This is a genomic window from Bradyrhizobium australiense, assembly GCF_013114825.1.
GTDB classification, from domain to species: Bacteria; Pseudomonadota; Alphaproteobacteria; order Rhizobiales; family Xanthobacteraceae; genus Bradyrhizobium; species Bradyrhizobium australiense.
On sequence record NZ_JAAVLX010000010.1, the window covers coordinates 187,809 to 201,284 of the forward strand.

Sequence of the window (13,476 nt, forward strand, 5' to 3'; positions counted from 1 at the left end):
CATCGATACCTATTTCGGGTCGCCCGGCCGCCGCCACCCGATTTCCGGATGCTGTGCGTTGCTCACCGGTGATGAAACCGCTTCGCTACCAATGCCTTGCGAGTGGAGCGCAAAGCCGCCTACAATGCGGACATTACAAGAGCGCCTGCCCTCACGGCGCCGCAGGGAGGATCACCATGTCCAAAAAGATTACCCGCCGCGCATTCGCGGCTTCATCCGCTGCTGCGGCGGCCGTCGTTGGCTTTGGCTTCAAGCCGGCGGTGGCGCAGGCCTACCCGGCTCGTCCCGTGACCGTGATCGTGCCCTGGGGCGCCGGCGGCGGCACCGACGCGACCGCGCGCATTGTCGCGGCGCTGTTGGAGAAGGATCTCGGCCAGCCCTTTAACGTGGTCAACCGCACCGGCGGCTCCGGCGTGGTCGGCCATTCCGCGATCGCGACCGCACAGCCCGATGGCTACACCATTGGCATGCTGACGGTGGAAATCTCGATGATGCACTGGCAGGGGCTCACCGAATTGGGGCCGAAGAGTTACACGCCGCTGGCGCTGATGAACGAGGACCCGCCCGGCATCCAGGTCAGTTCCACCTCGCCTTATAAGACGGTGAAAGAGCTGGCGGATGCGATCAAGGCCGCCCCCGCCGGCAAGTTCAAGGCCTCCGGCACCGGCCAAGGCGGGATCTGGCATCTCGCGCTGGTCGGCTGGATGCAGGCGATGGGACTTGCCCCCAATCACGTTGCGTGGGTGCCGTCGAACGGCGCCGCGCCTGCGATGCAGGATCTTGCGGCCGGCGGTCTCGACCTCACCACCTGCTCGGTGCCGGAGGCACGCGCCATCATCGAAGCTGGCAAGGCGCGCAGCCTTGCGCTGATGGCCTCGGCGCGCAACCCTGCCTTCCCCGACGTGCCGACGCTGAAGGAGGCGATGGGCATTGACTATTCGACCGGCGCCTGGCGCGGCATTGCCGGTCCCAAGGGCATGCCCGCCGACGTCGCGACCAAGCTCACCGCATCGCTGAAGAAGGTTTTCGACTCCAAGGAGTTCAAGGAATTCATGAATAATCGCGGCTTCGGCACCGTCTGGGGTGATGCGTCCGAATTCGCCGCTTTCATGGACAAGGGCGACGCCCAGATGGGCGTGGCGATGAAAGCCGCCGGCCTCTCGAAGGCCTGATCTTAATCGGCTGACATCGCCCGAACTCGGAGCCTGTCCATGCGTCTACCCGATCGCGTCACGGGACTGTTTCTCGTTGGCCTCGGGGCGGCTGCCGCCTATGGCGGCTGGCAATTGCCGCCGGTGCCCGGCCAGCCGGTCGGGCCCAATGTCTTTCCGCTGGTGATCGGAACGGGCCTCGCTCTGTGCGGGCTCGCGATCGCGTTCGGGATCGGCCACAGTTTTGAAGAGGAAGAAGAACTGATTCCGGTCGAGGGTGGCCAGCCGCAGCCCCCGACCGGAAAACTTTATGGCCTGCGCGCTTTGCTTCCGCCTGCGCTGCTGCTGTTCTACGTAGGGGTCGCCGACCGGCTTGGCTTCATCATCACGGCAGCGTTGATCGTGTTCGTTACGTCGACCGCGCTCGGCGCCCGCTGGAAGTTGTCGTTGCCGCTCGCTCTGTTGGCGCCGATCAGCGTCCATCTGATTTTCTCGAAATTGCTGCGCGTGCCCTTGCCGGCCGGGCTGCTGCCGATGCCCTGGTGATCGATGCTCAACACCCTGATCGAAGCCTTCGCGCTCATTTCTACTTGGGAAGTCATCGTCTCGATGCTAGCGGCGTCGATCTATGGCCTTGTCATCGGCTCGCTGCCCGGACTATCCGCGACCATGGCGACCGCGCTGCTGGTCCCGGTCACCTTCTACCTGTCGCCGATCGCCGCGATCGCCACCATCGTGGCAGCATCCTCGATGGCGATCTTCTCCGGTGACATTCCGGGCGCCCTGCTGCGCATCCCCGGCACGCCTGCCTCGGCGGCGTACGCGGACGAAGCCTATGCCATGACGCGCAAGGGCGAGGCCGAACTCGCGCTCGGCGCCGGCGTCTGGTTCTCCGCAGTCGGCGGCATCGCGGGCACGCTCTCGCTGATGATCCTGGCGCCGCCGCTTGCCGAGATCGCGCTGTCGTTCTCGACCTTCGAATATTTCTGGCTGGCGCTGCTCGGGTTGATGTGCGCCACGCTGGTCGCGCGCTCCTCGCCGGTGAAGGCGATCGCCGGCATGTTCATCGGCCTGCTGGTTTCCTGCATCGGCATCGAGAACCCCGGCGGCGTCCCCCGCTTCACGTTCGGCATCACCGACCTGTTCGGCGGCATCGAGCCGATCCCGGCGCTGGTCGGCGTCTTTGCCGTCGCGCAGGTGATGCGCGCGATGCTGACGCCGGAGCCGCCGCCGATCCCGCGGCGCAAATTCGGGAGCATCATGGCGGGCCAGTGGCGGCTGACCAAAAAATATCACTGGCAGATGACGCGCGGGAACATCATCGGCATCATCATCGGTGTGCTGCCGGGCGCTGGCGCCGACATGGCCGCCTGGGTCAGCTACGCCATGTCAAAACGCTTCTCGAAGGAGCCGCAGAAGTTCGGAACCGGCCATGTCGAGGGCTTAGTCGAGGCCGGCGCCAGCAACAACGCCAGCATCGCTTCAGGCTGGGTGCCCTCGCTGCTGTTCGGCATTCCCGGCGATACCATCGCAGCCATCGCCATCGGCGTGCTCTACATGAAGGGGCTGAACCCCGGCCCGACGCTGTTCACCGAAAAAGCGTCGAGCATGTATGCGATCTACCTGATGTTCATCATCGCCAACATCATCATGATCCCGTTCGGCATCGTCATGATCCGGCTTGCAAGCTACGTGCTGCGCGCGCCGCGTTCCACCGTCATGCCTGTGATCATGCTGTGCTGCGCGGTCGGTTCCTTCGCGATCGGCAACAACATGTTCGGCGTTGTCACCGTCGCGACCTTCGGGGTCATCGGCTATGTCATGGAGGAAAACGGCTATCCGGTCGCCGCGATGGTGCTCGGCATCGTCATGGGCACCATGATCGAGCAGAGTTTTGTGACCTCGCTGATCAAATCCGATGCCAGCGTGTTGCCGTTCTTCGAGCGGCCGATCGCAGCGATCCTCGCCGCCATGGCGATCGGCGCGCTGATCTGGCCGGTGCTGGTCTGGGTATGGCGGAAGCTCAAACGCGCGCCCGTCCCCGCCACGTCGGCGCGCTGAAGGACTGCGCGGGGCCCCCTCGCCTGCATGGCGCGGGCGTTGTAAACCAAGCCATGACCCTGCCGAAAAATCCTTCCCCCGACGTCGGGAAACTCGCCAAAGAACTCCGCTCCGGCCACCGCGCGGCGCTGGCGCGTGCGATCACCCTGATCGAGAGCCGGCGTGCCGATCATCAGGCCGCGGCGCGCGATCTGGTGCAGGCGCTGTTGCCCGACACGGGTAAGGCGGTGCGCGTCGGCATTACCGGCTCGCCTGGCGTCGGCAAATCCACCACGATTGATGCGCTCGGCATGTTCCTGATCGACCGCGGCCATAAGGTCGCGGTGCTCGCGGTCGATCCCTCCTCGGCGCGCACCGGCGGCTCGATCCTCGGCGACAAGACACGGATGGCGCGGCTGGCGAATTCCGACGCCGCCTTCGTCCGGCCCTCGCCGTCTTCAGGCACGCTCGGCGGGGTCGCGGCAAAGACCCGTGAGGCAATGCTGCTGTGCGAGGCGGCCGGCTTCGACGTGGTGCTGGTGGAGACTGTAGGGATTGGCCAGTCCGAGACCGCCGTCTCCGACATGACCGACTCCTTTCTGGCGCTGATGCTGCCCGGCGCCGGCGATGAATTGCAGGGCATCAAGAAGGGGCTGGTCGAACTCGCCGACATGATCGCGATCAACAAGGCCGACGGCGACAACGTCAAGCGCGCCAATCTGGCGGCGGCCGAGTATCGCTCGGCGCTGCATATTTTGAGCCCGCGCTCCGAACATTGGCATCCGCCGGTCGTGACCTATTCGGCGCTGACCGGCACCGGCATGGACACGCTGTGGCAGAAGATTTTGGATCACCGCACCGCCATGAATGCCTCGGGCGAGTTCGCTGCGCGGCGGCGCGAGCAGCAGGTGAAATGGATGTGGTCGATGCTGGAGCAGTGGATGATGGCGCGGCTCCGCTCCGATGCCGCGATCCGCGCCAAGGTAAGCAAGACCGAGATCGATGTCGCCGACGGCCGCATCACGCCCGCGGTCGCCGCCGAACAGATCGCGGAGTGGCTGCGGTGAGCGAAAAGCTTCGCATTCTCATCACCGGCTTCGGTCCGTTCCCCGGCGTGCCCTACAATCCGACGGAGCCACTGGTGGCGCGGCTGACGCGGCTGCGGCGCCCCGCCTTCGCTGAGGTCGAACTGTCCGGGCACATCTTTCCCGTCACCTACGAGGCGGTCGATCGCGAATTGCCGCTGGCGCTGCAAAAGCACCGGCCGCATGCGCTGTTGATGTTCGGCCTCGCTTCTCGCACGTCGTATCTGCGGATCGAGACCCGTGCTCGAAATGCGGTCACCATGCTCTGGCCAGACGCGGCGCAAACCCGCGCTCGCAAAGGATCGATTACTGACGGCGTCGATGCGCAAAGGTTCGGCCCGCACACGGCCAAATTACTGCGTGCGGCCAATAACACCGGGCTTGATGCCCGCGCCTCGCGCGATGCCGGCAGCTATCTCTGCAACTACCTGAGCTGGCGCGCGATCGAGGCCGTGGATGCTGACAATGGCCCTCGCCTCGCCGCCTTCATCCACGTCCCGTCGCTGGCGCGCAGCGGCGCGTTCAGACGAAAAGGCTTTCCGCGGATCACGTTGGAAGAGCTGGTCGATGCCGGCGAAGCGATGCTGCTGGAAATGGCGCGGCTGGCAAGACGAGCTTCCTAAATCGGAGGGTGGGCAAAGCGCAGCGTGCCCACCCTTATTCCCGCGGATCCAATGGTGGGCACGGCGCAAGCGCGCCTTTGCCACCTACGGATTTCGGGCGCACCCAACATTAACCCTACCCCCAACAATAGCCGCCTCTTTTCCCGGTCTTCACGATGCTGCGCGGCATTTTCGCGATACCTATGAAACGCGAATGCCACGACCTGCATTGCGCGAGGGTCATGAACCATGCATGTCAGCCGCCGCCATCTCATTGGAACGTCTGCCGCCGGTGTCGCCGGCGCGCTCGCCATGTCACCCGACGCCGCACGTGCAGCGCCCCTGACCTCGTCTCTCGGCCGCGACGTCACGCAATATGGCGTCCGCCCCGGCAGCCCCGACGATCAGACCGCGAAACTGCAACGCGCGATCGACGAGGCTGCGCGCGCGCAGGTGCCGCTGGCGTTGCCGCCGGGCGTCTATCGCACCGGCCTGCTGCGGCTTTCGAACGGCACGCAACTGATCGGCGTGCGTGGCGCGACCAAACTCATCTTCAGCGGCGGCGCCTCGATGCTGCAGGGCGAAGCCGCCAACAGCATCGGCCTGTCGGGCATCACGCTCGATGGCAGCAGCATTCCACTGCCGGAGCGCCGCGGGCTCGTGCATTGCCTCGGCGGTCGCGACATCCGCATCGCCGAATGCGCAATATCAGACAGCGGCGGCAACGGCATCTGGCTCGAGCAGGTCTCGGGCGACATTTCCGGCAATATCTTCACGAAAATCGCGACCACCGCGGTTGTATCCTTCGACGCGCTCGGCCTGATCGTCTCGCGCAACACCATCACCGGTACCAATGACAACGGCATCGAGATTCTCCGCACTGCGATTGGCGATGACGGCACGCTGGTTCTCGACAATCGTATCGAGGACATCAAGGCCGGCCCCGGCGGCTCCGGGCAGTATGGCAATGCCATCAACGCCTTCCGCGCCGGCAATGTGATCGTGCGCGGCAACCGCATCAAGAATTGTGACTATTCAGCCGTGCGCGGCAATTCGGCGTCGAATATTCACATCACGGGCAACAGCGTCAGCAATGTCCGGGAGGTCGCGCTCTATTCGGAATTCGCGTTCGAAGGCGCCGTCATCGCCAACAACACAGTGGATGGCGCCGCCGTCGGCGTCTCCGTCTGCAATTTCAACGAGGGCGGACGCATTGCGGTCGTCCAGGGCAACATCATCCGCAATCTGTTGCCGAAGCGGCCGATCGGTACCGCGCCGGATGACGACGCCGGGATCGGCATCTATGTCGAGGCGGATTCGACTGTCACAGGCAATGTGGTCGAAAACGCGCCGTCGTTCGGCATCATCGCCGGCTGGGGCAAATATCTCCGCGACGTCGCGATATCAGGCAACGTGATCCGCAACGCCTTCGTCGGCATCGGCGTATCGGTGCTGCCAGGCGCCGGCACGGCGCTGGTCAACAACAACATGATTTCGGAAACCCCGCGCGGCGCCGTGGTCGGGCTCGATCATGCCCGCACCATCACGACCGATCTGTCAGCCGACGGCGCCCAGCGCTATGCGCAGGTGGTGGTCGGAGGCAATGCGGTGCGGCGCTAGTTTGCCCTGCTCGTCCGCCTACAGCGCGTTGCGCAGCAGTGGATAGCGATTCTTCATTGCGTCGAGATCGAGTGCGGGCACCGGCATTTCGTCGAGCGCCGGCGCGTCGACCACCGACGGCGCCTCGTCCGCGACGGCGAGTTGGCTTTCGAGTGCGACCAGAACATCAGCGGGAACTTCGCGCGGCGGCGCGGCCGCAATCGGCGGTGGCGCGGCGACAATCGGTGCCGATTGCAGTTGCGGCTGAAGGTGTACAACCGGCGGACGATAGCCCTCATCGCGCGGCAGCGGCGTCAGCAGCAGTGGCGTCGTTCGACGGCGGCCAAGCCAAGCCATGTCGATCGTCGTGTTGTCCAGCGAGGCTTCGCGGCTCAACAGGTCACGCCAGGTTGCGACGGCGGCCTTTGCTTCCTGAATATTTTCGAGGAATTCGCGTTCGGTGTGAAAGCGCCGCCAGCGCCCGGTCTCGAACAGTTCAGTGAGATATTCCAGCCGTTGCTCGGCAAGGCTGCACCAGCGCGCAACGATGTTGCGGCCACGTGCCACGTCTGCATGTTGTGCCATAAATCAGCCCGTAAGAGAGAGACGGACGCAGACGCAACCGAGACGAATCAGTGGGACGTGACAGGGTTATTCTGTGGAAAACTTTTTCGTTGTCCAGTGCGTGAAGCGACGGAGCGCGCAACAATCGAAGAAACCCGCACAAACACGGGATGATCAGCTCTAGTCACGCTCAGGCTGCATAGCAGCATGGCCAAGTTGCGCAGCGTCTCTCGATCAATTCGTCTTGAGACGAAGCAAGGAAAAATTGCGCATCGCACAAACGAGTCGGAAAACTTGTGGTCGGCAAGCCGTAACAGTGCCGTGCCGCACACTACGCACCTTCGTCCAAAAGCCTGCACCAAAAAGGAAAGACCCGTCCGGGGGGACAACCGGACGGGTCAAGCCATATGGGCGCTTGGGGTGGATGGGCGCTCGCGCCGAATACAGCCTATGGGGAGGGATTACCGCTCCCACGTAGATAAGTCGCAGCACCCTCGCCGGACGTTCAAAACGCCGGGCGATTTTTTAACCCTTGTGTTCGGGGACGATCGTCGGAAAATCGCTGCACAGCAGGCTATTTCGCGGCGTTTGCGGCCGATTTGTCCGATGCTATCGAGGGCGAGGAGTCGTTCAGTGCGCGGCTCACGGAAGTGTTATCCGCAGCCGGGTCGAGCGCCGGCGTTTTTTCTTCCGCGGGCTTGCCGGAAACCGACACAACGGGAACCGACGGCGCGGCGGCCGCCGCGGTAACCGCGGCAAAGGCGTCGGCCTCGCCTGCCCCAAACTGATCGTCGCGGCCGGGGGTGCCGAGATCGCGGGCTGTCCTGGCCAGGATTGCGCGGATATCGCCCGGCTTCAATGCAGGATTGCGCTCCAGCATCAGCGCTGCGACGCCGCTGACATAGGCGGCGGAGAACGAGGTGCCGGACGTGATCTGGTATTTTTCATCCGGCGCCGGAAGGAAGATATCCGCGCCCGGCGCGGCAACCGCGATGTGATTGCCGCGGTTCGACGCCGCAAACAGCTTTTCCTGCGCGTCGGTGCCGCTCACCGCAATGACGTTCGGATTGGCGGCCGGATAAAGCGGCGGCGATTTCGCGCCGGCATTGCCGGCCGCTGCCACCATCAGGATGCCCCGGGCTGCCATCGCAGCGATGCCTCGGTCGATCAGCGGATCCTTCGGACCGGCAAAGCTCATATTGATGATCTGCGCGCCGTGCTCGGCCGCATAGTCCAATCCCCGAAGGATCACATAGGACGTGCTTTCTGCGCCCTTCGATCCCGCGCCGAATGCGCGGATCGCGATCAATCTCGCCTCCGGCGCGCTGCCCATCAGCTTGGCATGCGCGACGATCGCGCCGGCAATGCCGGTGCCGTGGACGTGCGGACCTTCCTTGCTTCCGAGCGCGTCGAAACTGTCGGCAACCGAATTGGCGAGTTCGGGATGCTTGGCATCGACACCTGAATCGATCACCGCGATGGTGACATTCATGCCGCGGGCAACCGCGTGAGCCTGCGGCAGCCGAAGCTGGGCGACGGCGTATTGCGCGGCATCGCCCTCGGTCGAAGCCTTCTTCTGATCCTGCAGGAAGTAGCGGAAATTGAGCTGCACCGAACGCACGCTGCCGTCGGCCGCGAGTGCGCGGCGCACGGTGTCCGCCGGCCGGTTATCGACGATGCGGAACAGACCGATGGTGCCGCCGAGCAGCGGAAAGCTCTGCGACGCGATACGCTCCAGGCCGTGACGCCGCGCCAGTTCATCGGCTTCGGCGGTGGATAACGCGCCGTCGATTTCGGCGACGAGCTCGTTCTTGACCGCGCGCAGATTGATTGCCGCCTGAGCATTGCTCTTGCCCGATCCGCCTTTGCCCTTCTTGGCCGAGACGCCGTTGCCGCCGCCGGTTGACATCACCGGACGATCGAAGCACTCGCCGTCCGGGCCGCGAAACGCAGACTGGCAAGCCGGATAGAGGTTGGGCGAAAGCCGCGCGTAGGGAAGCGTCGACTGCACGCCAGCCCCCGAACGGACTCGCAGGGTCGAACTCATGGTGCCGATCCGGGACGGCGGCGGCCGTGCGACAGTATCGGCGCGCATAACTGGCCGCGCCGCGATGGTCGGGTTGATCCGCGGCGTGACCGTCGGATTGAGGGTGGGTACCCGCGACCCGACATTGAGACTGGGGGTGCGCATGATGCTTTGCGCATGCACCCCCGAAGGTCCGAAACCGATCAGCTGCAACAGCACGGCCGACAACACCCATGCCGCACGCCGGATCCTTGTCCGCCAACTCACGCCATCATGAACCATGGGACCTCAGCTTGCCCGCCCCGCGCCAGGCGGCCTTACGGCGTAGCCACCGCAAGGCTGACGATCTTCTCACGCTGCAGCCTATCCAGTAGGGCTGCGGCTTCGTCCTTGCCAACAGCCTTGTTGCCGAACTGCAGGCGGAACATGCCGCCTTTGGCGCCGTCGACGATCGAGGCCTGGTAATTGTCGAGCAAAGCGGTGATGTCGGCGATACGGGCTTCCGGCGCGAACCGTACCAGCGCGCGCGGCGGCGCGGCGCTGATGCCGAGATCGCGGGTGATGGGCGCCGACGACCGTTCGTTTATGCTCAGCGACGCGGTCTGGAACGACGCGGTCTGGTTCTTCATCAGCACGGCGCCGATTACGCCGGCCTGCAACACGAGCGCGACCGCGCCGAGGCTCGCCGACCAAGCGAGCGTACGCGGCGACAGACTTGCGAAAAATTCCGATACGCGTGCGGACAGGCTCACCGAGCGCGAGGGCTCACGCGCAGGCTCCGCGTCGATCGCAGCGAACAGCTTCTGCATGGCGCGCGCGGACGGCGCTCCGAGGCTCTCGTTGAGGCTGATGGTCTCGGCATACTCTTCGCGGATGACGGCATATTGCCGGGCCAGCTCGGGATCGCTGGCGAGCGCTTCCTCGACGCGGCGTGCATCACGCGCGTTCAGGGTGCCGGCCGCGTGGAACGGCAACAGCATCTCGATTTCGCTGGGCTCGTGATCCAGCATTTTTTTGCTCGCTGCCATCATGGCCAACCTCGCTCTATGCCTGCTGCCTTGAGCAACTCGGCCAATTTCTTGCGCGCGTAAAACAGGCGCGTCTTGACGGTGTTCTCCGGAATTCCGACGATTTCGGCCACCTCCTCCACGGACTTCTCGTGGTAGTAGACGAGATCGACGATCTCCCGATGCTCTGGCGAAAGTGCTGTCAGGCACTTGCGCAACGCTTCACCCGTATCCTTCTTCTGCACCGCCACTTCCGGATCGTCGGACGTATCCTCGATCGCGTTCGCGGTTTCCTCGTCGAGCCCAACGTCCTTGCGGCGTCTGAGTGCCGAAAGAGCCTTGAAGCGCGTGATCGCCAAGAGCCAGGTGGTAACGGCGGATCGGCCTTCGAACTTGCCGGCCTGACGCCACACATCGAGAAAAACCTCGCTGATGAGGTCTTCCGCAATCTGTTCATCCCTTACGAGCCGAAGCCCGAAACGGAACACCCTGACATGGTGCCTTCCGTAAAGCACCTGCATGGCGAGCCGGTCGCCTTGAGCGATCCGGGCGATCAGAACTTCGTCTGAAGCCGGCTGTGTCGCGCTCAATGGCCGTCTCGCAAGGTTGGTCTGACGGGGGTGGCCGGCGGTTCGATGTGAAGAGTGAGATTCTTCACATTACGGCAGTGCCTGGATTGCATGTGTGATCTACCCCACAGACGGACATTGCCAAGCTGTTTTGATGGTGGAAAAGAGCTAAACCCCAGAATTGGTACCATAATACGGAAATACTTTCCTAAAGACCCTACCTACGACGTTAGCAAGGCTTCGCCCAGGAGGGCAGATCTGCTCACGCTCAAGGTTGCCCCGAATACGGGTTCCGCACTATCGAAATTCGGCAGATTTCCGTTGCGAAAACAGTGCAGTGGCAGGGATTTAACGGACCCGATTCGACTTCAAAAGATACCAAACCTAAAGGCTTTCTTCCCTAAAGTTTCGTCCGGCAGACACCAACAGCGACGGGACATGAGCAGCGCGGCATCATTGCTTCAGGGGCAAGGCTCCCACCGGACGACTGCGCCAGTCGCTGGCCTGCCGCCGGAACTATTGAAGCGCCGGGCCGGTCAGCGCCGCCAGATGCTCGCCGTGCAAGGCGTCAGCTACTCACTCATCACGTCGGTCCTGCTGGTTTATTGCTATGCCGGCACCGTCCCCATGAACATTCCATCGGCCTATTTCCTCTCCGGTATCGGATTGGTGTCGGTCTTTGTCGTGTTGTCGGAAGCCCATTTCAACGACCGGTTCGAGGACCACTATCTCACGATCTTCCAGGTCGCCGCCCACGTTGCGCTTCAGCTCTGTTTTCTGCTGGCCGCGCCACAGATCGGATTTGCCTTCCTGAGCGTCGTATTCCTGATCTTTGGGTTCGGCGCGCTGCGAATGACGTCCCGGCAGGCAATCATCACCTGGACGCTCACCATGATCGGCCTGGCGCCGATCTTCCTCTTTAGCAGCACCCCGATCGGCCTGCCGATTACCACCCAGACCGAACGCGTCGCGGCCATGCTTTCCTTTGTCCTGACGATCGGACAATGCGCTTTCGTCGGACTGTACGGCAGCACCATGCGCAAGATGCTCTACGACCGCAGCTTCGAACTGAAGGCGGCGTACAAGCGAATCGAGGAGCTTGCCGAACTCGACGAACTGACCGGGTCGTCCAACCGCCGCAGCATCATGCGGATGCTGGAGGAGGAGATTGCCCGCGCGAGCCGCAGCGGATCGCCCTGCTCGATCGCGCTGATCGACCTCGACTGGTTCAAGCGCATCAACGACGCCTACGGTCACCCGACCGGCGATGAAGTACTGCGGACATTCTCGATCACCATGTTTGCCAACATCCGCAGCATCGACCGGTTCGGCCGATATGGCGGCGAGGAATTCCTGCTGGTGCTGCCCGACATGGGCGTCTGCCAAGCCACGCAGGCGCTCGACCGGTTGCGCGCCATTGTTGCCGATCTCGACTGGAGCGCGTTCTCGCCGGGCATGAAGGTGACGATGTCGGCAGGCGTTGCAACGCTGCACCCGAACGAGACATCAGACACATTCCTCGCGCGCGCCGACAGCGCGCTTTATGCAGCCAAGGCGCAGGGACGCAACCGGATTACCAGCGCCTGATCCGACATATTTCAGCTCCGGCGGCGAAGAAGCGCCGCCGGCTTTTTGCTCCAGGACAGAGTCATGATTTCGAAGACCGCTACCTTTCCTTCTCCCGGAAACCTGCTCGACGAGTTGCAGTCCACGCTTGCGCACGGAACGGTCGCTCGCCGGGTCGAGACGCTGCGCCGGGTAACCGATCTCTTCATCAACGGCGCGGTGGATTATTCGGACGAGCAGATCGGGCTGTTCGACGACATCTTCCAGTGCCTGATCGATCACATCGAAACCTCGGCCAAGATGCTGCTGGCCAACCGTCTCGCCGCGATCGATACCGCCCCGCCGCTCACGATCCGCGCGCTTGCATTCGACGACGTCATTGAGGTGGCGGGTCCGGTGCTGTCGCAATCGATGCGGCTCGACGACAAGACCCTTATCGAGAATGCGCGCAGCAAGAGCCAGGCGCATTTGATGGCGATCTCGACCCGCAAAAGCCTGAGCTGCGCGGTCACCGACGTGCTGGTCCAGCGCGGCAACGATCAGGTGATCCAGTCGACCGTCAACAATCCCGGCGCGGAATTCACCGAGCGCGGCTTTACCCGCCTGGTCAGCCGCGCCGAAGGCGATGACGGTCTCACCACCTGCATTGGCCTGCGCCCGTCTATCCCGCGGCATCTCTATCTGAAACTGCTCGCCAAAGCCTCCGACACGGTGCGGCAGCGGTTGGAGGCCGCCAATCCGCAGCTGGCAGCCGAGGTGCCGACCGTCGTCAAGGAGGCAACACGGCGCGCGCGCTCGGCGACCTCGACGATTACAAAAAGCACTGCGATTGCGCACGCCCTGGTCAAGTCGCTGTACGAGGACGGCCGGCTCGACGAATCCGAGGTGGCGTCGTTTGCCGAGGCCGGGAAATTCGACGAGGCCAACGCCTCGATTGCGGCGCTCGCCAACGTGCCGGTGGCAATCGCCGAGAACATGATGATCGAAAGCCGTGCCGAAGGCGTGATGATTTTGGCGAAGGTCGCAGGGCTTTCATGGTCGACGGTCAGGAGCATCATCAGGATGCGCGACGAACTGTCTGGCGCGGAGCCGACCGATCTTGCGGCCAGCAAGGACACCTATGAGCGGTTGCGGCCCTCGACGGCGCAGCAGGTGCTGCGCTTCCACCGCATGCAGCAGAACGTGCCGGCTTGAGCGGCATGAGTCCGTAACCCGGATGGAGCCAACGGGTCGCGCGAATGCGCGCCCGATGACAGGCTCCGCGAAA

General features: G+C 63.7%; 12 protein-coding genes. 8 read left to right on the plus strand and 4 right to left on the minus strand.

What is annotated here, in order from left to right:
* The first annotated feature begins 176 nt into the window (after positions 1 to 176).
* From HCN58_RS28310 to HCN58_RS28335, 6 genes are all read left to right on the plus strand, one after another.
* Positions 177 to 1,172, plus strand: a complete 996-nt coding sequence (locus HCN58_RS28310; RefSeq protein ID WP_171582635.1) for a tripartite tricarboxylate transporter substrate binding protein — start codon at positions 177 to 179, stop codon at positions 1,170 to 1,172.
* Positions 1,173 to 1,211: 39 nt separating this feature from the next.
* Positions 1,212 to 1,697, plus strand: coding sequence for a tripartite tricarboxylate transporter TctB family protein (locus tag HCN58_RS28315; RefSeq protein WP_171582636.1), 486 nt, complete (start codon positions 1,212 to 1,214; stop codon positions 1,695 to 1,697).
* A 3-nt stretch (positions 1,698 to 1,700) separates the two neighbouring features.
* The gene (locus HCN58_RS28320) at positions 1,701 to 3,212 is read left to right on the plus strand and encodes a tripartite tricarboxylate transporter permease (RefSeq protein ID WP_171582637.1); all 1,512 of its coding nucleotides are present in this window, start codon (positions 1,701 to 1,703) and stop codon (positions 3,210 to 3,212) included.
* 53 nt (positions 3,213 to 3,265) lie between these two features.
* The gene (meaB, locus tag HCN58_RS28325) at positions 3,266 to 4,258 is read left to right on the plus strand and encodes a methylmalonyl Co-A mutase-associated GTPase MeaB (RefSeq protein WP_171582638.1); all 993 of its coding nucleotides are present in this window, start codon (positions 3,266 to 3,268) and stop codon (positions 4,256 to 4,258) included.
* The gene (locus HCN58_RS28330; RefSeq protein WP_171582639.1) at positions 4,255 to 4,899 is read left to right on the plus strand and encodes a pyroglutamyl-peptidase I; all 645 of its coding nucleotides are present in this window, start codon (positions 4,255 to 4,257) and stop codon (positions 4,897 to 4,899) included. The genes meaB and HCN58_RS28330 overlap by 4 nt, the downstream gene beginning before the upstream one ends.
* Positions 4,900 to 5,127: 228 nt before the next feature.
* Complete coding sequence (locus HCN58_RS28335; protein ID WP_171582640.1) at positions 5,128 to 6,498, plus strand: TIGR03808 family TAT-translocated repetitive protein; 1,371 nt, start codon at positions 5,128 to 5,130, stop codon at positions 6,496 to 6,498.
* 18 nt (positions 6,499 to 6,516) lie between these two features.
* Here HCN58_RS28335 and HCN58_RS28340 read toward each other — a convergent pair whose 3' ends face one another.
* From HCN58_RS28340 to HCN58_RS28355, 4 genes are all read right to left on the minus strand, one after another.
* A complete protein-coding gene (locus tag HCN58_RS28340) occupies positions 6,517 to 7,062 on the minus strand; it encodes a TIGR03809 family protein (RefSeq protein ID WP_171582641.1) in 546 nt (181 codons plus the stop codon).
* 553 nt (positions 7,063 to 7,615) lie between these two features.
* The gene (locus tag HCN58_RS28345) at positions 7,616 to 9,349 is read right to left on the minus strand and encodes a S8 family serine peptidase (RefSeq protein ID WP_171582642.1); all 1,734 of its coding nucleotides are present in this window, start codon (positions 9,347 to 9,349) and stop codon (positions 7,616 to 7,618) included.
* Positions 9,350 to 9,384: 35 nt separating this feature from the next.
* A complete protein-coding gene (locus HCN58_RS28350) occupies positions 9,385 to 10,098 on the minus strand; it encodes a hypothetical protein (protein WP_171582643.1) in 714 nt (237 codons plus the stop codon).
* Entirely contained in the window at positions 10,095 to 10,664 is a 570-nt protein-coding gene (locus HCN58_RS28355) for a sigma-70 family RNA polymerase sigma factor (RefSeq protein ID WP_171582644.1), read from the minus strand. The genes HCN58_RS28350 and HCN58_RS28355 overlap by 4 nt, the downstream gene beginning before the upstream one ends.
* A 417-nt stretch (positions 10,665 to 11,081) precedes the next feature.
* Here HCN58_RS28355 and HCN58_RS28360 point away from each other — a divergent pair, with 417 nt between their 5' ends.
* Complete coding sequence (locus HCN58_RS28360; RefSeq protein ID WP_171582645.1) at positions 11,082 to 12,230, plus strand: GGDEF domain-containing protein; 1,149 nt, start codon at positions 11,082 to 11,084, stop codon at positions 12,228 to 12,230.
* Between the two features lie 63 nt (positions 12,231 to 12,293).
* Entirely contained in the window at positions 12,294 to 13,403 is a 1,110-nt protein-coding gene (locus HCN58_RS28365) for a DUF2336 domain-containing protein (RefSeq protein WP_171582646.1), read from the plus strand.
* Positions 13,404 to 13,476 lie beyond the last annotated feature (73 nt).

Excerpts from the sequence above, each read along its gene's own strand:
- HCN58_RS28335 (WP_171582640.1), top strand. The coding sequence starts at position 5,128 with ATGCATGTCAGCCGCCGCCATCTCATTGGAACGTCTGCCGCCGGTGTC.
- HCN58_RS28315 (WP_171582636.1), top strand. The coding sequence starts at position 1,212 with ATGCGTCTACCCGATCGCGTCACGGGACTGTTTCTCGTTGGCCTCGGG.
- HCN58_RS28310 (WP_171582635.1), top strand. The coding sequence starts at position 177 with ATGTCCAAAAAGATTACCCGCCGCGCATTCGCGGCTTCATCCGCTGCT.
- HCN58_RS28350 (WP_171582643.1), bottom strand. The coding sequence starts at position 10,098 with ATGATGGCAGCGAGCAAAAAAATGCTGGATCACGAGCCCAGCGAAATC.
- HCN58_RS28365 (WP_171582646.1), top strand. The coding sequence starts at position 12,294 with ATGATTTCGAAGACCGCTACCTTTCCTTCTCCCGGAAACCTGCTCGAC.
- HCN58_RS28340 (WP_171582641.1), bottom strand. The coding sequence starts at position 7,062 with ATGGCACAACATGCAGACGTGGCACGTGGCCGCAACATCGTTGCGCGC.
- HCN58_RS28320 (WP_171582637.1), top strand. The coding sequence starts at position 1,701 with ATGCTCAACACCCTGATCGAAGCCTTCGCGCTCATTTCTACTTGGGAA.
- HCN58_RS28360 (WP_171582645.1), top strand. The coding sequence starts at position 11,082 with ATGAGCAGCGCGGCATCATTGCTTCAGGGGCAAGGCTCCCACCGGACG.
- meaB (WP_171582638.1), top strand. The coding sequence starts at position 3,266 with ATGACCCTGCCGAAAAATCCTTCCCCCGACGTCGGGAAACTCGCCAAA.
- HCN58_RS28345 (WP_171582642.1), bottom strand. The coding sequence starts at position 9,349 with ATGGTTCATGATGGCGTGAGTTGGCGGACAAGGATCCGGCGTGCGGCA.